Annotated in this window: 15 protein-coding genes; 6 read left to right on the top strand and 9 right to left on the bottom strand. The window is 70.6% G+C overall.

All coding sequences use genetic code 11. From position 1 onward, the window contains the following. Positions 1–106 precede the first annotated feature (106 nt). The 3 genes from A6A29_RS31520 to A6A29_RS31510 all read left to right on the top strand — a co-directional run bounded on the left by A6A29_RS31520 (position 107) and on the right by A6A29_RS31510 (position 3,143). Positions 107–1,432: a DUF2252 domain-containing protein gene (locus tag A6A29_RS31520; RefSeq protein WP_073725293.1), complete on the top strand. Its 1,326-nt coding sequence runs from the start codon at positions 107–109 to the stop codon at positions 1,430–1,432. A 117-nt stretch (positions 1,433–1,549) separates the two neighbouring features. Next, positions 1,550–2,266, top strand: coding sequence for a hypothetical protein (locus A6A29_RS31515; RefSeq protein WP_073725291.1), 717 nt, complete (start codon positions 1,550–1,552; stop codon positions 2,264–2,266). Between the two features lie 61 nt (positions 2,267–2,327). Beyond that, entirely contained in the window at positions 2,328–3,143 is an 816-nt protein-coding gene (locus A6A29_RS31510) for a DsbA family protein (protein WP_073725289.1), read from the top strand. Positions 3,144–3,271: 128 nt separating this feature from the next. Here A6A29_RS31510 and A6A29_RS31505 read toward each other — a convergent pair whose 3' ends face one another. Next, on the bottom strand, positions 3,272–3,841 hold the full coding sequence (locus A6A29_RS31505; RefSeq protein WP_073725287.1) for a dienelactone hydrolase family protein: 570 nt from the start codon (positions 3,839–3,841) through the stop codon (positions 3,272–3,274). Positions 3,842–3,886: 45 nt separating this feature from the next. Here A6A29_RS31505 and A6A29_RS31500 point away from each other — a divergent pair, with 45 nt between their 5' ends. Then, complete coding sequence (locus tag A6A29_RS31500) at positions 3,887–5,038, top strand: mechanosensitive ion channel family protein (protein ID WP_073725503.1); 1,152 nt, start codon at positions 3,887–3,889, stop codon at positions 5,036–5,038. Positions 5,039–5,163: 125 nt separating this feature from the next. On the opposite strand, the gene A6A29_RS31495 is transcribed toward A6A29_RS31500, so the two are convergent. Then, complete coding sequence (locus A6A29_RS31495; RefSeq protein ID WP_073725285.1) at positions 5,164–6,750, bottom strand: Na+/H+ antiporter; 1,587 nt, start codon at positions 6,748–6,750, stop codon at positions 5,164–5,166. Between the two features lie 238 nt (positions 6,751–6,988). On the opposite strand from A6A29_RS31495, the gene A6A29_RS31490 reads away from it, so the two are divergent. Next, a complete protein-coding gene (locus A6A29_RS31490) occupies positions 6,989–9,304 on the top strand; it encodes a glycosyl hydrolase family 95 catalytic domain-containing protein (RefSeq protein WP_073725283.1) in 2,316 nt (771 codons plus the stop codon). Between the two features lie 15 nt (positions 9,305–9,319). On the opposite strand, the gene A6A29_RS31485 is transcribed toward A6A29_RS31490, so the two are convergent. The 4 genes from A6A29_RS31485 to A6A29_RS31470 are packed head-to-tail and all read right to left on the bottom strand — an operon-like array spanning position 9,320 to position 12,267. Continuing rightward, on the bottom strand, positions 9,320–9,796 hold the full coding sequence (locus tag A6A29_RS31485; protein ID WP_073725282.1) for a GNAT family N-acetyltransferase: 477 nt from the start codon (positions 9,794–9,796) through the stop codon (positions 9,320–9,322). Further along, positions 9,793–10,734 carry an RluA family pseudouridine synthase gene (locus A6A29_RS31480; protein ID WP_073725281.1) on the bottom strand — a complete coding sequence of 314 codons (942 nt, stop codon included), beginning with the start codon at positions 10,732–10,734 and terminating at the stop codon, positions 9,793–9,795. The genes A6A29_RS31485 and A6A29_RS31480 overlap by 4 nt, the downstream gene beginning before the upstream one ends. 23 nt (positions 10,735–10,757) lie before the next feature. Beyond that, a complete protein-coding gene (lspA, locus tag A6A29_RS31475) occupies positions 10,758–11,426 on the bottom strand; it encodes a signal peptidase II (RefSeq protein WP_073725280.1) in 669 nt (222 codons plus the stop codon). Positions 11,427–11,484: 58 nt separating this feature from the next. Continuing rightward, positions 11,485–12,267, bottom strand: a complete 783-nt coding sequence (locus A6A29_RS31470; RefSeq protein ID WP_073725279.1) for a TraR/DksA family transcriptional regulator — start codon at positions 12,265–12,267, stop codon at positions 11,485–11,487. A 537-nt stretch (positions 12,268–12,804) separates the two neighbouring features. Between A6A29_RS31470 and ileS the strand changes: the two genes are divergently transcribed. Continuing rightward, positions 12,805–15,954 (top strand): isoleucine--tRNA ligase, encoded by a 3,150-nt coding sequence (gene ileS, locus A6A29_RS31460; RefSeq protein ID WP_073725278.1) that lies wholly within the window; start codon positions 12,805–12,807, stop codon positions 15,952–15,954. A 670-nt stretch (positions 15,955–16,624) separates the two neighbouring features. On the opposite strand, the gene A6A29_RS31455 is transcribed toward ileS, so the two are convergent. The 3 genes from A6A29_RS31455 to A6A29_RS31445 all read right to left on the bottom strand — a co-directional run bounded on the left by A6A29_RS31455 (position 16,625) and on the right by A6A29_RS31445 (position 18,823). Beyond that, positions 16,625–17,776, bottom strand: a complete 1,152-nt coding sequence (locus A6A29_RS31455) for a DivIVA domain-containing protein (protein WP_073725277.1) — start codon at positions 17,774–17,776, stop codon at positions 16,625–16,627. Positions 17,777–17,825: 49 nt separating this feature from the next. Beyond that, positions 17,826–18,110: a YggT family protein gene (locus A6A29_RS31450; protein ID WP_073725276.1), complete on the bottom strand. Its 285-nt coding sequence runs from the start codon at positions 18,108–18,110 to the stop codon at positions 17,826–17,828. Between the two features lie 89 nt (positions 18,111–18,199). After that, the gene (locus tag A6A29_RS31445) at positions 18,200–18,823 is read right to left on the bottom strand and encodes a cell division protein SepF (protein WP_073725275.1); all 624 of its coding nucleotides are present in this window, start codon (positions 18,821–18,823) and stop codon (positions 18,200–18,202) included. Positions 18,824–18,844 lie beyond the last annotated feature (21 nt).

Raw genomic sequence — 18,844 nt, 5'->3', positions numbered from 1 at the left:
TCCCGGGTACGGTCGCGCGTTGTAGAGGCTGGGACGCCTGTCCTTTTTGTCATGTCCTCAGTCACGCTTTCAGTCATGTACGTCCGGTACCAGGAGGCACCAAGAAATGTCGGAAACGCAGACCGGCGCAGCGCAGCGCGGGGAGCAGATTCTCGCCGTTTTCGACACCGCTTTCGGTGAGCTGCTGGCCGCCGACCCCGCGGCCTTCCGGGTCAAGTTCCGCAAGATGGCGGGCTCGGCCTTCGCCTTCTACCGGGGCACGGCATGCCTGTTCTACGGCGACCTGGAGCGCGAGCAGCACGGCGGCCAGTACCTGGACGAGCGCACCGGCCGGGTCTGGATCCACGGCGATCTGCACGCGGAGAATTTCGGCACGTACATGGACGCCAACGGCCGGCTGATCTTCAACGTGAACGACTTCGACGAGGCGTATGTGGGCCCCTTCACCTGGGACCTCAAGCGCTTCGCCGCCTCCGTCGCCCTGATCGGTTACGCGAAGGCGCTGGGCGACGACCAGATCGGCGAGCTGGTACGGATATACGCCGCCGCCTACCGCGAGCGGATCCACGCCCTGGCGACGGGCGCGAAGAACGACGAGCTGCCGCCGTTCACGCTGGACACCGCCGAGGGGCCACTGCTGGACGCGCTGCGTGACGCCCGCTCGCTGACCCGGTTCTCGCTGCTGGACTCGATGACGGAGATCCGGGACTTCGAGCGGCGGTTCGCCGCCGGTGGCGGGGCGATCGACCTGGACGCGGCGACCCGCTACAAGGTGCTGTCCGCGTTCGACGGCTATCTGGAGACGCTGCCGGAGTCGAGCCTGACCCGCCCCGACTCCTACCGGGTGAAGGACGTCGTGGGCCGGCGGGGCATCGGGATCGGCTCGGCCGGGCTGCCCTCGTACAACATCCTCCTGGAGGGCAACAGCGACGCCCTGGAGAACGATGTGGTGATCTACCTCAAGCAGGCGCAGACCCCGGCGGTCTCCCGGCACATCACCGACGCGGCCGTGCGGGACTACTTCCAGCACGAGGGGCACCGCACCGTCATCTCGCAGCGCGCGCTCCAGGCACACGCCGACCCGTGGCTCGGCTGGACCGAGCTGGACGGCGCGGGCCAGCTGGTCGCCGAGGTGTCGCCGTACGCGGTCGATCTGGACTGGTCCGACATCGACGAGCCGGAGGAGATCGCGGCGGTCGTCGCGGATCTCGGCCGGGCGACGGCGACGATGCACTCGGCGGCGGACGACGAGAGCGGACACTCGCTGGTGCCGTTCTCCACGGAGCGGGCGATCGACGCGGCCATCGCGGCCGACGAGGAGGGCTTCGCGGAGCTGCTGGTCGACTTCGCCCACAGCTACGGGGCCCGCGCCCGCACCGACCACCAGATCTTCGTGGACCTCTTCCGCAACGGCCGTATCCCCGGCCTGTAGAGCCGTTCGCCGGTCGGGGATACGGGGGCGGCAGGTCCGGCCCGTTCATCGGGCCGGGTCGGCGGGTTCAGCCCGTTTAGGGGTCGTTTACAGGTACACATGACACACTCTCGGGCGATGGACATCTCAGGGACGCAATTCAGGGTGGTGCGCGCGGCGCTTTTCACCGCGCTCGTCGTCACCCTGTCCTCGGCGTCCCATGTGCTGCTCTCCCGGGTCCCGCTGCCGCTGAGCGTGGTCGCGATGCTGGCCTGCCTCGTCTTCGCCACGGCGTACGCGCTGGCCGGCCGGGAGCGTGGCTTCGGGGCGATCGCGGGACTGCTCGTGCCGCTGGAGCTGGCCGCCGACACCGTCTTCACCACCGGTCAGCACCTCTGTTACGGGGCGGCCGGCGGGCCCATCGCGGGTCCGCTGCGTTCCGTGGGCGTCGATGTACTGTGCGGCGGCGAGAGCGGCACGCGGCTGGCGGGCGTCGGCGCGGTGGGCACCCCGCTGGCCGGGGTGACCGGGGCCGGGGACCGGGCGGCCGCCCTGCTGGCGCAGCCGGGGCCCGCGGTGCCGTGGCTGCTGCTCGCCGCCCATGTGACCGTCGGGCTGCTCGCCGCCGCCTGGCTGCGGCACGGGGAGTCGGCGCTCGCGGGGCTGCTGCGCGCGGTGGCCGCCCTGGCCTTCCGGCCGCTGCTGACCGCCGTCGCCGCGGTGGGCCACCCGGGCCGCCCCGCGACCCGGGGCCCGCGACCCGTCGGACGCCCGCATCCGCTCTTCCCGGCCCGCCTCCTCGTGCACTCCGTGGGACGGAGGGGACCGCCGCTGCCGGCCCGTGTCACTGCTTGAGCACGTGACACGTACCCGCACAGCGCCCCCACACATCACCACGCATCCACGGAGAACGATCATGAGCAACCGCAACACCCAGGCCAACAAGGCAGCGGCCCGCGACCGGCTGCGCGCCGAGCGGGAACGCCAGGCGAAGAAGGACAGGGCCCGCAAGCAGATCGTCGTCGGGGTGTCGGTCGTCGCCGCCCTGGCGGTCATCGGCGGCATCAGCTACGGCGTGATGCAGCTGAACAAGCCCGACGGCTGGAAGGCCGCCGCGGACGCGAAGAACGTGACCGCCCCGAAGAACACCTCGGGCGACGACGGCACGACCGTGGTCATCGGCAAGTCGACCGCCAAGAAGACCCTTGAGCTGTACGAGGACTCGCGCTGCCCGATCTGCGCCACGTTCGAGCAGGAGATCGGCGAGACCGTCACGAAGGACGTCGACGCCGGCAAGTACAAGATCAAGTACGTCGGTGCGACCTTCATCGACAACTCCGACAACGGCGAGGGCTCCAAGAACGCCCTCAGCGCCCTGGGCGCCGCGCTCGACGTGAGCCCCGAGGCGTTCCTGGACTACAAGGCCGCGCTCTACTCCGCCAAGTTCCACCCCGAGGAGCGCGACGACAAGTTCGCCAAGGACAGCTTCCTGATCGAGGTGGCGGACTCGGTGGACGCGCTGAAGGGCAACAAGGCGTTCCAGAAGAACGTCGAGGACGGCACGTACGACGCCTGGGCGATGAAGATGTCCAAGGCGTTCGACAAGAGCGGGGTGAAGGGCACGCCCACGCTGAAGATGGACGGCAAGCCCGTCACGGCGGAGGGCAGCGAGAACGCCCCGATGACCGTGGCCGACTTCACCGCCGCGGTCGACAAGGCGCTCAAGGCGTAACCGCGTCACCGCCTCACCGCCTCACCGCCTCACCGCCTCACCGATGACAGCAGGGCCCCGCACCCAGGTGCGGGGCCCTGTCGTATGTCCGGAGCGTCCGGCGTGCCTACAGCGCGCGAGAAACGCGTCTACAGCGTGGCGAGAAAACCGAGCGCGACCTTCCAGGTCTGCTCCGCCGCCGCCTCGTCGTAGTCGTGCAGATCCGGGTCGGTGAACAGATGCCCGGCGCCCGGGTAGCGGTAGACCTCCACATCGGCGCCGGTCCGCTGCATCTGGAGGTACCAGCTGTTCAGCCAGTCGTGCGACTCGAACGGATCGGGGTCGGCGACATGCAGCTGTACGGGCAGCTCGTTCACGGAAGCGTTCTCCGCGATGTCCGACGTGCCGTGCAGAAGGAGCAGTCCGCGCGCCTTCTCGTCGCCGAGGGCCAGGGTCTGCGCGGTGGCCGCCCCCAGGGAGAAGCCCGCGTACACGAGCCCCTGGTCGGAGTAGGGCGCCGCGGCCAGTACTGCGCGCCTGAGCAGCTCGTCCTTGCCCACCTGCTCCTTGAAAGCCATGCCTTCCTCCACCGTGTCAAAGGTGTGCCCCTCGAACAGATCGGGCACCCGCACCTCATGGCCGGCGGCCCGGAGCCGGTCGGCCGCGGCGTGCACAGCGGGCCGCAGCCCGTAGGTCGAGTGGAAAAGCATGATGTTCATGAGGCCATGGTGCCAGCTATGTACCAGAGCTTGGAGGACGAGGCAATGGAGTACGTCCTGCGCCCGCTGATCATCGTCGGCGGTTCCGTGGTGATCACCCTGCTGGTCGGCTGGCTGGTCGATCTGCTGCTGCGGCGGGCCGACAGCTGCCACCACGACACCCCCCTGTGGGGTCTGCTGCGCCGGTGCCGGCTCCCCGTGCAGCTGGTGCTCTGCACCGCGCTGCTGAGAGCCACCTTCGGCCACACCCGGCTCGGCCCGGTGAACGATCACCGGGCCGGTATCGGCCAGGTCCTCACCCTGGTGCTGATCGCCGCGTCGGCGTGGCTGGTGGTACGGGTCGCGGCGACGGTCATCGAGGCGTCGTACGCGCGCTACACGGCGGCCACCCGTGATCCGGCCCGGGTGCGCCGGGTGCGTACGCAGGTGACCCTGATCCAGCGCGTGGTGACCGCCGTCGTGGCGACCGTCGCCGTCGCGGCGATGCTGCTGACGTTCCCCGCGATGCGGACGGTCGGCACCTCGATGCTCGCCTCCGCGGGCGTGCTCGGCATCGTCGCGGGTGTCGCCGCCCAGTCCACGCTCGGCAACCTCTTCGCCGGGCTGCAGATCGCGTTCGGGGACATGGTGCGGATCGGCGACACGGTGGTGGTGGACGGCGAGTGGGGCACCGTCGAGGAGATCACGCTGACCTTCCTCGCGGTACGGACCTGGGACGAGCGGCGGATCACGATGCCCGTCTCGTACTTCACCGGCAAGCCGTTCGAGAACTGGTCGCGCGGCGGGGTCCAGATGACCGGCACGGTCTTCCTCCACCTCGACCACTCGGCGCCGGTGGCCGCGATGCGTGAGCGGCTGCGCGACATCCTCGGCGAGTGCGCCGCGTGGGACGGCCGTGACTGGTCGCTCGCGGTCACCGACACCACCCCGTCGACGATCCAGGTGCGGGCCGTGGTCACGGCGAAGGACGCGGACGACATCTGGACGGTGCGCTGCGCGGTACGGGAGCAGCTGGTCGGCTGGCTGCGGGACCACCATCCGTACGCGCTGCCGCGGATCGCCACCTCCCCCGCGGTGCTTCCGCCGGGCGAGCAGTGGGCGGAGCTGACCGGGGCCGCCGGGGGGACCGGCCGCAATGGCAGCGGTCCCGGTGCGGGGACCGGCGACAGCAGGGCCCCGCGGACGGGGCGCGGCTGACACCGCGCGGACCACGCCCCCTCACACCCCGCGCCCCGCGGACGTCTCCGTCAGGTGCCGCGCGCCCCGCGCCCCCCGCCTGCCTCCCGCGCCTCCCGCACGCCTCCCCCGCGCTCCGGCGCGCCTCAGCGCAGGCTGCGTACGTCCAGGTAGCGCAGCACCCGGTCGACCACCTCGGGGTCGGCGCCCGGTTCACTGCGCGCGGAGAGCACCGCGTGGCGGGCGGCCGACATCATCTCGCGCTGGACACGGCTGACCGCTCTGAACCGGTCCGCGCGCTTCGCGTACGCCTCGCGCCGCTCCTCGTCGACCATGTCCGGGCTGATCCGCGCCCCGATGTCGTACGCCGCGCGCTGCAGCCGCTCGACGACGTCCTCCGGGAAGTCCTCGACCTCCTGGATCTCCTTGAGCCGGTGCTTGGCGGCCTTGGCGGCGCGGATCGCGAGGTCCCGCTCCAGGGCCTCCTCGGCGTCCGTGTCGGCCCGCACGCCGAGCTTGCGCACCAGCCAGGGCAGGGTGAGCCCCTGGAAGACGAGGGTCGCCATGATGACGGCGAACGCGATGAAGATGATCTCGTCGCGGCCGGGGAACGGCTTCCCGTCGTCCGTCTCCAGCGGGATCGCCAGTGCCAGCGCGACCGAGGCCACCCCGCGCATCCCGGCCCACCACATGACGACGGTCTCCCGCCAGCTGGTGGGGATCTCCTCGCTGACGTCCCGCCGTTTGTGCAGCCGCTTGGCGAGCCAGGTCGCGGGCAGCAGCCACAGCAGCCGTACGCCGACGACCACCACGACGATCGCGAGGCCCCAGCCCACCATCTCCAGTTCGCGCCCGTCGGCCGTACCGAAGACGCTGTGGAGTTCGAGGCCGATCAGTCCGAAGGCGACACCGGTGACGAGGGTGTCGACGATCTCCCAGAAGGTATGTCCGGTGAGACGTCCCAGGACGTCGTCGGCGTCCGCGGTGTGCTCGGCGAGGAAGAGCGCCGTGGTCAGGACGGCCAGCACGCCCGACCCCATCAGCTCCTCGGCGAGGACGTAACTCACGAAGGGCACGAGCAGGGAGAGGCCGACCTGAAGGGTGGCGTCCCCCAGGATGCCCATCAGTTTGATGGTGAGCCAGCCGAGCGCGAGTCCGACGACCACCGCGACGACGGCGGAAAGGATCAGCAGTCCGAAGGCCTCGGGCAGCGAGAAGGTCCCGCTCACCGCGGCGGCGATCGCCACGTGGTAGAGCACGATCGCGGTCACGTCGTTGAACAGCCCCTCGCCCTCCAGGATCGAGACCAGCCTGCGCGGCAGTCCGACCGAGCCCGCGACGGCCGTCGCGGCGACCGGGTCGGGCGGGGCGACGAGCGCGCCGAGGGCGACCGCGGCGGCGATGGGCAGTCCGGGGACGATCGAGTTGGCGACCGCGGCGACCGCGGCCGTGGTGACGAAGACCAGCGCCACGGCCAGCAGAAAGATCGGTCGTCTGTTGGCGGCGAACTGCCGCCAGGAGGTGCGCTGCACGGAGGCGTAGAGCAGCGGCGGCAACAGCGCGGGAAGGATGATCTCCGGCGGGATGTCGACATTGGGCACGAAGCTGGTGAACGCCATCGCGATCCCGGCAAGCGTCATCAGCACCGGCGCCGGGAGGCCCAGCCGCTCCCCCAACGGCACCGTGACCACGGCTCCGAGCAGGAGCAGGAGCAGCAGTGCCATTTGATCCACGATGTGCCTTCCGGGCGTGCGAAATCGAGCGGTGATCGGTCGATCGGGACTTCCACCCTGCCATGCAATGCCTGCAAATCAGACAACACCCCCCTCCGGCCGCCCTCTTGGCGCCGCATTCCTCCGATGTCTTTGCCGTCGCACCTCTTCCGCCGACCTGGCGAGGAGGGCAGTATGCGGCGGGCACGGTTCAGGAACACGAACCACCGCCACGTATATGACCGGCAGGAGAGATCCCATGACCGAGTTCTCCCGAAGGCGTTTCGTCTCCACCACGGCCGCCGGAACCACCGCGCTCTGGCTCGCCGGCTCCCGTACCGCCTGGACGGCCCCGCCCGCGGGCGCGGCCGGCCCGGCCTCCCCGGACCCGTACGAGAACACCGTCCGTGCGGCGGCCATGACCTGGCGGCGGCTCCCCACGGGCTGGCAGGAGGCCCCGTTCCTGGCCAACGGCTACCTGGGCGCCCAGTTGTACGCGGGCGCGACCCCGAACACCCTGAAGCTGATGCTGAGCCACAGTCAGGTACAGGACCAGCGCGGGCAGTGGCGCGGCGGCATCGGCTTCTCCCGGCTTCCCGTCGGGTACTTCACGCTCACGCTCGCCGGAGAGATCACGGCCGTCGACTGGACACTCGACCTGTACGACGCGGAGCTGCGCGGCACCGTCACCACCACCCGCGGCAGCCTCGCGTTCTGCGCCCTCATCCACAACGACACCGGTGCGCTGCTGCTCTCCACCCGGCCGACGGCGGGCGAGGAGGCCGCCGCCTGGACCTTCCAGTGGCTGCCCGCCGCCACCACCCGTACCAGCGGCAGGCCCGCGGACTACACCCCCAACCCCGCCCCGCGGGTGGGCGACGGCTTCGTCGAGCAGCCGCTGCTCGCGGGCGGCGGCTGGACCACCGCCTGGCGCGAGCGCCGCGAGGGCACCGGGCGGCTGCTCGCCGCGCACCTCGTGTACCGCTTCCCCGGCGAACCGGCCGAGGCGACCTCGACCGCGCTACGGGCCGTGGACCGCACCCTCGCCACCGACCCGGACCGGCTGGTGGACCGCCACCGCGACTGGTGGCACGCCTACTACCGGCGCAGCTTCCTGTCCGTACCGGACAAGCGGCTGCAGAGTTTCTACGTCACCCAGCTCTACAAGCTCGCCTCGGCGACCCGCGCCCGGGGCCCGGTCATCTCCGAATGGGGCCCCTGGTTCCCGGAGGTCGGGAACAACTGGACCGCGGTCTGGTGGAACCTCAACGTCCAGATCGGCATGGCACCGGTCCACGGCTCCAACCACCCCGAACTCGACTCGGTGACCCACGCCTTGCGCCGCTTCGAGCACCATCTGCCCGCCTCCGTCCCGGCCGCGTACCGCGACGGGGAGAGCTACGCCCTCGGCCACCCCTCCGACTGGCAGCTGCGCGCGGGCGACACGTACGACGTCGGGATACCGGGCTCGGACCGGATCTCCGACAACTTCGGGAACCTCACCTGGGCCCTGCACCACGTCTGGCTGGCCTACCGGCACTCGATGGACCCGGGCACCCTGCGCGACGTGGTGTATCCGATCCTCGCGAAGGCGATCACGTTCTACGCCCACTTCCTGCGCGAGGGCTCCGACGGCCGGCTGCATCTGCTCACCACCCGCTCCCCCGAGTACGCCGACGCCGCGGACTGCACGTACGACCTCTCGCTCATCCGCTGGGGCGTGCGCACGCTCATCGGGTCGGCGGAGCTGCTGCGCCACGACGACCCCCGGCTGGGGCGCTGGCGGGACATCGGCCGGCGCCTCACCCCGTACGCCGAGGACCCGGCGGCCGGAGTCATGATCGGCAAGGATGTGCCGCTCGCCGCATCGCACCGCCACCACTCCCATCTGCTCTGGCTCCACCCCCTGCGCGAGCGGAACTGGGACCGGGCGCCGGACCGCGCCGTCATGCGGCGCAGCATGGACCACTGGGTGTCCATGCGGGAGCTGTGGCACGGGTACAGCTACGCCACGGCGTCGTCCATGTACTCCGTGATGGACGAGCCGGAGAAGGCGCTCGACTTCCTGACCTTCTTCACCGACCTGAACGTGGTCGCCGACTGCGCGATGACGGTGAACACGATGTACCGGGAGGGCCGCAACCTCGCCCTGGAGAGCCCGCTGTCCGCCGCCCAGTCGATGCTCGACATGGTGGTGCAGGGACACGACGGGGTGGTGAAGGTCTTTCCGTCCCTCTCGCGGCGGTGGGCGGACGCGTCGATCGCCTCACTGCGCACCCAGGGCGCGTTCCTGGTGGACGCGGACCGCTCGGGCGGTCTCACCCGCTGGGTACGGGTGCGCAGCGAGGCGGGCGCGCCGCTGACGCTGGAGCACTCGGTGGAGGGCGAGATCGACGTACGGGACGGGCGCGGGCACCCGGTGCGCCGACGGGAGACCGGCCCCGGCCGGATCACCCTGGACGTGCCGCGCGGCGGCACCGTGCTGATCACCCCGCGCGGGGCGCGCCGCCCGGAGACCGGTCCGCGCGAGGTGCCGTCGAACGGCGCGTGGACGCGCTGGGGGCTGCCGGACTGAGGCGCGGAGCTCCGCTCAGAAGGTGCGGCGCATCGCCCGGTGGGCGATGCCCGCGTCCGGGAACTCCGGGCCGTAGGCCACGTACCCGAGCCGCTCGTAGAAACCGAGGGCATGGGTCTGGGCGTGCAGATCGACGGCGCCCAGGCCCAGCGTGCGCGCCTGGTCCTCGATGGCGCGCACCAGTGCGGCGCCGACGCCGAGCCCGCGTGCCGTCCGGGTCACGGCGAGCCTGCCGAGCGCGCCGACCGCAAGGTCACCGCCGGTCCGGTCCGCCGCGGCGGCGCCGTGCAGCAGCCGTCCCGTACCGAGCGCCGAGCCGTCCGCCGCGAGGGCCAGGACATGCACCGCGTCCGCGTCGTGGGCGTCGTACTCGATCTCCTCGGGCACCTGCTGCTCACCGACGAAGACGTCCTTGCGGACCTGGAAGCAGGCCGCCAGATCGCCGTCGTCGAGAGCCCTGCGGGTGGTGTACGGGGCGGGAGCGGTGGTCACTCGCTCTCCGCCACGATCGTGTCGAGGGCCTGCTGGAGGTCGTCCGGGTAGCCGCTGGAGAACTCCACCCAGCTGCCGTCGGAGGGGTGCTCGAAACCGAGGCGCACGGCGTGCAGCCACTGCCGGGTCAGGCCCAGGCGCTTGGCCAGGGTCGGGTCTGCACCGTAGGTGAGGTCCCCGACGCAGGGGTGGCGGTGGGCCGACATGTGCACCCGGATCTGGTGCGTGCGGCCCGTCTCCAGCTTGATGTCGAGGAGGCTCGCGGACCGGTACGCCTCGATCAGGTCGTAGTGCGTGATGGACGGCTTGCCCTCGGCCGTGACCGCCCACTTGTAGTCGTGATTGGGGTGGCGGCCGATGGGGGCGTCGATGGTGCCGCTCATCGGGTCCGGGTGGCCCTGCACGAGCGCGTGGTACTTCTTCTCGACGACCCGGTCGCGGAACTGGGCCTTGAGCAGGGTGTAGGCGCGCTCCGACTTGGCGACGACCATCAGCCCCGAGGTGCCGACGTCCAGGCGGTGCACGATGCCCTGGCGCTCGGCGGCACCGGAGGTCGAGATCCGGTATCCGGCGGCCGCGAGGCCGCCGATGACCGTGGTCCCGGTCCAGCCGGGGCTCGGGTGGGCGGCGACGCCGACCGGCTTCACGATCACGACGATGTCGTCGTCGTCGTGCACGATCTCCATGCCCTCGACGGGCTCGGCGACGATCTGGACCGGAGCGGGTGCCTGCGGCATCTCCACTTCCAGCCAGGCGCCACCGTGCACCCGCTCGGACTTCCCGGCCACCGCACCGTCCACCTGGACCTTCCCGGCGGCGGCCAGCTCTGCGGCCTTGGTGCGGGAGAAACCGAACATCCGGGAGATGGCGGCGTCGACACGCTCGCCTTCCAGGCCATCGGGTACGGGCAGGGTGCGGATCTCGGGATGCGTACTCACCTGTCGAGTATGCCTTGCGCCTGCTAGTCCTTGTGCACGGTGCCGTCGGGGTCCAGTCCCTTGAAGGAAAGGATCACGATCAGGATGCCGCCGCAGACGATCGCGGAGTCGGCGAGGTTGAAGACCGCGAAGTGCGCGGGGGCGATGAAGTCCACCACCGCGCCCTTGAACACGCCGGGCGCACGGAAGATGCGGTCGGTGAGATTGCCGAGCGCACCGCCGAGCAGCAGCCCCAGCGCGATGGCCCACGGCAGGCTGTAGAGCTTGCGGGCGAGCCGGGCGATGACCACGATCACACCGGTGGCGATCACGGTGAAGATCACCGTGAACGCCTCGCCGATCCCGAACGCGGCACCCGCGTTCCGGATCGCGCTGAGCTTCAGCCAGTCGCCGAAGATCTCGATGGGCTCCTGGTGCTCCAGCTTCGCGACCACGATCATCTTGGTGGTCAGGTCCAGCAGATAGGCGACGACGGCCACGGTGAAGAGGGCCAGGATCTTCCGCCTGCCCCTGCCCTTGGCCGTGCTGCCGCCGGAGCCGTCGCCCTCGACCGTGCTCCCGGCCGAGCCTTCGACCGTGCTTCCCGTCGAGCCCACGACCGTGCCGTCGGCGGCCTTCGGGGGCTCGGCCCCGTCGGCCCCCGCTGCATCAGGGATATCCGGCGTACCGATGATGCGCTCCGCCTCTGCCACGTGAGTCCCTCAACCTAGGTGCCTGACTGAGGACGAGAGTACGACACACCCCGGCGGATCAGCCGCGTCGCTCCTGCTTCTGTTTGTCCTCCACACACAGGGTGGCCCGGGGAAATGCCTGCATCCGTGCCTTCCCGATCGGTTTGCCGCAGATCTCGCAGAGTCCGTACGTCCCCGCCTCCAGCCGGGCCAGGGCCCGCTCGGTCTGCTCCAGCATCTCCTGCGCGTTGGCGGCGAGCGACAACTCGTGCTCGCGGGTGATGTTCTTCGTTCCGGTGTCCGCCTCGTCGTCACCCGCGCCGTCGCCGGAGTCCCGCATCAGTCCGGCCAGCGCGGCCCCCGACGCCTCCAGCTCGCTCCGCAGCCGCATGACCTCGCTGGCCAGCTCCGTGCGCGCCTCGGTGACCTCCTCGGGCGTCCACGGGTCCTCCCCGGGCCGTACCGCCAGCTCGCCGGGGGCTGTCGCAGCGGCGGCGCGGGCCTGCGGCACCGCCGCCGCCCCCTTTCCGGCAGCTGTGGTCCGACCCGCGCTCTTCTTGGCTACCACCGTGGTGGCTCCCGTCTGCTCGGCGGCCTGGGCCGCCCCCATGGCCGCCGCTGCGGCCTTCTTCGAAGCCTTCTTGACCGCGCTCTTCTTCGCCGGCGCCTTCCTGGCCGCCGCCCCGGCCGCCGCCTTCTTCGCCGCCGCCTTCTTCGCCGCCGCCTTCTTCGCCGGGGCCTTCTTCACGGCCGCCTTCTTCACGGCCGCCTTCTTCGCCGCCTTCTTGGCCGGTGGCGTCCTGGCGGCCTCCTTCTCGGCCACGGTCTCCACGGTCTCTTTCGCCGTCTTCTTCGCCACCATGGCCGCGGCCCCTTCACATATTGTGATCTTGCACGCGAATCGTGCTGGGACGATAAATCGACCCCAGCTCCGCGGCAACGGGGCACGCCGCCGTTCGCCCCTCCCTGAGCCCAGGTCGAGGCGCGCCTGCCTCCGTTGTGCCCAGCTCCCCGCCCGGTAATCCGCTCCCGCCCCGGACCGGAAAGTCCGACCGCCCCCCTCTGGCCATTCGGGTCACACCCGGGGGCGGCGGTTGAACCGGTCGGCCGTCGCCCGTACGGGCCCGTACACTGGCCTCAGCGAGAGGCATGGATGGGACGAGTAGCGTCGTACGCAGCCAGCAGCGACCCGGGGACGGTGGGAGCCCGGGGGCGAGCGCGTCGTGAAGATCACCCGGAGCCGTCGGAAGAACGCCGCAAGGCCAGTAGACCCGGCATCGCGACCCCAATGAGGGGGCCAAGGGCGCACGCCCGGGGCCAAGGAGGGTGGTACCGCGGGAGCGACATGCTCTCGTCCCTCCGACGGAAGTGGAAAACGTCCGCCGGAGGAAGCCCGCACATGACATCGCCGCAGTACCACCAGGTACCCGCCCAGATCGACCTGCCCGCGCTGGAGCACGCCGTGCTCGACTTCTGGCGCGAGAGCAAGGTCTTCGCCAAGAGCCTCGAACAGTCCGAGGGCCGCCCGGAGTGGGTCTTCTACGAGGGCCCGCCCACCGCCAACGGCATGCCCGGCGCGCACCACATCGAGGCCCGCGTCTTCAAGGACGTCTTCCCCCGCTTCCGCACCATGCAGGGCTACCACGTCGGCCGCAAGGCCGGCTGGGACTGCCACGGCCTGCCGGTCGAGCTCGCGGTCGAGAAGGAACTGGGCTTCAACGGCAAGAACGACATCGAGGCGTACGGCATCGCCGAGTTCAACGCCAAGTGCCGCGAGTCCGTGACCCGGCACACCGACGCCTTCGCCGAGCTGACGACCCGGATGGGGTACTGGGTCGACCTGGACGACGCGTACCGCACGATGGACCCCGAGTACATCGACTCCGTGTGGTGGTCGCTGAAGGAGATCTTCAACAAGGACCTGCTGGTGCAGGACCACCGGGTCGCCCCCTGGTGCCCGCGCTGCGGCACCGGGCTCTCCGACCACGAGCTGGCGCAGGGCTACGAGACGGTCGTCGACCCGTCGGTCTTCGTACGCTTCCCGCTGACGAGCGGCCCGCTGGCCGGCGAGGCCGCGCTCCTGGTCTGGACGACCACACCCTGGACCCTGGTCTCCAACACCGCCGTCGCCGTGCACCCCGAGGTCACCTACGTCGTCGCGACGAACGGCGAGGAGAAGCTCGTCGTCGCGCGGCCCCTGCTGGAGAAGGCCCTCGGCGAGGGCTGGGAGACCACCGGCGAGTCGTTCACCGGCGCCGAGATGGAGCGCTGGACCTACGAGCGCCCGTTCACCCTGGTCGACTTCCCGGCCGAGGCCCACTACGTCGTCAACGCCGACTACGTGACGACCGAGGACGGTACGGGTCTGGTCCACCAGTCCCCCGCCTTCGGCGCCGACGACCTCGTCGTCTGCCGCTCCTACGGCCTCCCGGTCGTGAACCCGGTCCGCCCCGACGGGACCTTCGAGGAAGACCTGCCGCTGATCGGCGGCGTCTTCTTCAAGAAGGCCGACGAAGCGCTCACCGAGGACCTGGCCGCCCGCGGCAAGCTGTTCCGCCACGTCCCGTACGAGCACAGCTACCCGCACTGCTGGCGCTGCCACACCGCGCTGCTCTACTACGCGCAGCCGTCCTGGTACATCCGTACGACCGCGATCAAGGACCGGCTCCTCGAAGAGAACGAGAACACCAACTGGTTCCCCGAGTCGGTCAAGAACGGCCGCTTCGGCGACTGGCTGAACAACAACGTCGACTGGGCGCTGTCCCGCAACCGCTACTGGGGCACGCCGCTGCCCATCTGGCGCTGCGAGGACAACCACCTCACCTGTGTCGGCTCGCGCGCCGAGCTCGGTGAGCTGACCGGCACGGACCGGACGGACCTGGACCCGCACCGTCCGTTCATCGACGAGATCACGTTCACCTGCTCGCACGAGAACTGCCAGCTGGAGGCGTACCGCGTCCCCGAGGTCATCGACGCCTGGTACGACGCCGGTTCGATGCCGTTCGCGCAGTGGGGCTACCCGTACAAGAACAAGGAGATCTTCGAGAGCCGCTACCCGGCGCAGTTCATCTCGGAGGCCATCGACCAGACCCGCGGCTGGTTCTACACGCTCATGGCCGTGGGCACGCTGGTCTTCGACAAGTCGTCGTACGAGAACGTGGTGTGCCTCGGCCACATCCTCGCCGAGGACGGCCGCAAGATGTCCAAGCACCTGGGCAACATCCTCCAGCCCATCCCGCTGATGGACCAGCACGGCGCCGACGCGGTGCGCTGGTTCATGGCGGCGGGCGGCTCCCCGTGGGCGGCGCGGCGCGTGGGCCACGACACCATCCAGGAGGTCGTCCGCAAGACCCTCCTCACGTACTGGAACACCGTCGCCTTCCAGGCGCTGTACGCCCGTACGTCGAACTGGGCCCCCTCCGCGGCCGACCCGGCACCGGCGGACCGCACGGTCCTGGACCGCTGGCTGCTCAGCGAACTCCACGCGCTGGTGGACCAGGTCACCCAGGCGCTGGACGGTTACGACACCCAGCGCGCCGGCAAGCTGCTCTCCGCTTTCGTGGACGACCTGTCCAACTGGTACGTCCGCCGCTCGCGCCGCCGCTTCTGGCAGGGCGACAAGGCGGCGCTGCGCACGCTGCACGAGGTCATCGAGACGGTGACCCGGCTGATGGCCCCGCTGACCCCGTTCATCACGGAGCGGGTCTGGCAGGACCTGATCGCGCCGGTCAGCCCGGACGCCCCGGAGTCGGTGCACCTCTCCACCTGGCCGAAGCCGGACCTGGCGGCGATCGACCCCGCGCTCTCCACGCAGATGGCCCTGGTGCGCCGCCTGGTGGAGCTGGGCCGGGCCACGCGCGCCGAGTCGGGCGTCAAGACCCGCCAGCCGCTGTCCCGCGCCCTGGTGGGCGCCTCCGGCTTCGAGACCCTCTCCCCCGAACTCCGCGCCCAGATCACCGAGGAGCTGAACGTCACCTCGCTGGCCTCCCTCTCGGACGTCGGCGGCTCGCTCGTCGACACGACGGCGAAGGCCAACTTCCGAGCCCTGGGCAAGCGGTTCGGCAAGGGCGTCCAGGCGGTGGCCAAGGCCGTCGCCGACACGGACGCGGCGGCGCTCTCCCTGGCCCTGCGCGAGGGTACGGCGTCGGTCGAGGTGGACGGCGAGACGGTCACCCTCTCCCCGGACGAGGTGATCATCACCGAGACACCGCGCGAGGGCTGGTCGGTGGCCTCCGACTCGGGCGCCACGGTCGCCCTGGACCTGGAGATCACCCCGGAACTGCGGCGCGCGGGCCTCGCCCGTGACGCGATCCGCCTGATCCAGGAGGCCCGCAAGAACAGCGGCCTGGACGTGGCGGACCGGATCGCGGTGCGCTGGACGTCCACGTCCCCCGCCACGGTGGAGGCCCTGACCGAGCACGCGCCGCTGATCCAGGACGAGGTCCTGGCCCTGGACTACGCGCAGGCCGAGGCGGACGACACGTACGGCACCCCGTTCGAGGACGAGGGCCTGTCCCTCACCTTCCGCCTCCGCAAGACGGAGCAGTAACCGAAGAGCCCCACCCCGAAGGGCCCGCCCGGACCACCCCCCGGCCGGGCCCTTCCCCATCCCCACCCAAGCCCCACCCCCACTGCCCCGACTCCCCACCCTGCGGCGACGATCGAGGGCACACCTCAGCCCGCCCGGCACCCCATACCCCGCCCGGCACGTGAGGGCGCACCTCAGCCCCTCCCCCGCGCTTGAGGGCACATCTCAGCCCGCCCGACTCCCCCACCCCACCCGGTGCCTGACGCCACATCCCAGCCCCTCCCGCACCCCCACCCCGCCCGGTGCCTGACGGCACATCCCAGCCCGACCGACTCCCGCACCCCACCCGACACTTGAGTGCGCATCTCAGCCCGCCCGACTTCCCCACCCCGCGCCGCGCTTGACACCACATCCCAGCCCCTCCCGCACCCCAAGCCCGCCCGGCGATTGAGGGCGCATTTCAGCCCGTCCGGCGATTGAGGACCGGGGCCTGGGGCAGCGCCCCAGTTTCGGGAAGGGGCGGGTAGGGGACACGCCCGCCGCAGGCGCCCCACCCGCACCCCCGGCTCCGCCCCGCGCACACCCCGCCCCCGGCCCCCACCCACCCACGACAAAGGGCCGGGCCCCGGGGAAACCCCAGGACCCGGCCCTCAGCCTGCCGACGGCTACGCGCTCAGCGAGCGCAAACCGCTCAGTTGTCGTCCTCGTCGATCAGGAACCCACGCATCGGCGAAGGCGCCTGCTGCATCGGCTGCGGCGCCTGCGGCCGCACCGGTGCCATCGGCTGCGTCATCGCGGGCGACATCTGCTGCTGGCCACCGTACGAAGGCGCACCGCCCATGGACGCGTTGGCGCCCATCTGCTGGCTGTTGTGCCCGCCATGGTTTCCGCCACCCATGGGGTGACCCATGGCTCCCGCACCGGCCGGAGCCAGCGAGGGCGACGGCGGCAGCGAAGCGGTCGCCGGGGTCCGCGGCGGAGCCAGCGAGTCGTCGGCCTGGGTCTCCAGCTGACGCAGCTGGCTCTCCAGGTAGGACTTCAGACGGGTCCGGTACTCGCGCTCGAAGCCCCGCAGGTCCTCGACCTTGCGCTCCAGCGTCGCGCGGGCCGACTCCAGCGAGCCCATCGCCACGCGGTGCTTCTCCTGCGCGTCCCGCTCCAGCGCGTCGGCCTTGGCACGCGCGTCGCGCTCCAGGCCCTCGGCACGGCTGCGCGCCTCGCCGACGATCTTGTTGGCCTCGGAACGGGCCTCCGCGATCGCCTGGTCGGCGGTCTGCTGTGCGAGCGAGAGGACACGGGCGGCACTGTCGCCACCGGGGGCCTGACCGGGCTGCTGCATCTGCGGCTGCTGCTGCTGCTGTTGCATCTGCTGCATCTGCTGCTGCTGGACGTGACCGCCCATGGGACCGCCCATCGGGCCACCCATGGGACCGCCCTGCATCGGTCCGGGGCCGTGCGGGCCCTGCGGACCGGGACCGTGGCCACCCTGGGGGCCATGGCCACTGGGACCGGCGGGCAGCTGCGGCGCGCCACCGGGCAGTTGGGGCGGACCCATCTGCGGGGGCTGCTGCTGCACCGGCGGACCGGATATGGCGGCGGGAACGGGCGCACCGGGCCGGTCCTGCGGCTCCGGCTTGCGCATGCCCTGCTGCTGCTGGTTCTGCGCGGCGGCACGCGTCGCGGCGGCCAGCTTGGCGCGCAGGTCCTCGTTCTCACGGAGCAGACGGGTCAGCTCCGATTCGACCTCGTCGAGGAAGGCATCGACCTCGTCCTCGTCATAGCCTTCTCGGAGGCGGACGGTCGTGAACTGCTTGTTCCGCACGTCCTCGGGGGTCAGCGGCATCTCTTCTTCACCTCTACGTAGTCGTCGGCAGTCGGCAAGACCGTATCGCTCACAACCTGACCACAACTCTGATCAGGATGTAGACGATGATCATCAGAACGAAGAAGGACAGGTCGAGTGCCACGCCCCCGAGACGCAGCGGCGGAATGAACCGCCGCAGAAGCTTGAGCGGTGGATCGGTGACAGTGTAAGTGGCCTCAAGAACGACCACCATCGCCTTGCCGGGTTGCCATGAACGTGCGAACTGGAAGACATAGTCCATGACCAGCCGGAAGATCAGCACGATGAGGAAACACATCAGCGCGATATAGACCACATCCCGTGCGACGCCCATTCCCGCGCTTCCCTCTCCCCTGGCTCTCGTAGCTCCGGCCTCTCGGCCGGCACCGGCCTCTCGGCCGGGTTGTTCCCGGTGTCGTGTTCTCAGCTCTGGTTGAAGAATCCGCCCTCTGCGATACGGGCCTTGTCCTCCGCCGTGACATCGACGTTAGCAGGCGACAACAGGAACACCTTCTGCGTCACGCGCTCAATGCTGCCATGGAGACCGAAGACGAGTCCTGCGGCAAAGTCGACAAGTCGCTTCGCATCCGTGTCGTCCATCTCCGTGAGATTCATGATCACCGGAGTGCCCTCACGGAAGTGTTCCCCGATGGTACGGGCCTCGTTGTAGGTCCTGGGGTGAAGCGTGGTGATGCGGTAAGGCTCCCGCTCGGACACAACCTTGGGCATGATCACCGGTGCGTTCTTCTCCATGTTCGGGCGTTCAGGTGTGATGGACGCCACGGGGGCGATTCGGGCGGGTCGTCCGCTTTCTGCGGGGAGCTGAACCGGCTCGCGCTGCGCGGGTGGTTGCACCACTCGCACCGGTTCGTCCCGTTCGCGCTCGCGCTCCCGCTCCACCTGATGCGCGGGTTGGTGCCGCCGCCGGTCCCGCTCGGGCTCCGGCTCGGGTTCGAATTCATCGTCGGGGTCGAACCCCGGACCGTCGTACCCATCGTCCTCCACGAGGCCGAGGTAGACCGCCATCTTGCGCATCGCGCCGGCCATGCTCTGAGTCCTCCGCTCTGT

It is taken from the genome of Streptomyces sp. TSRI0281 (assembly GCF_001905125.1).
GTDB lineage: Bacteria > Actinomycetota > Actinomycetes > Streptomycetales > Streptomycetaceae > Streptomyces.
The sequence above is the reverse complement of the archived record's forward strand: the minus strand, read 5'-3'. Positions and strand labels throughout refer to the sequence as shown.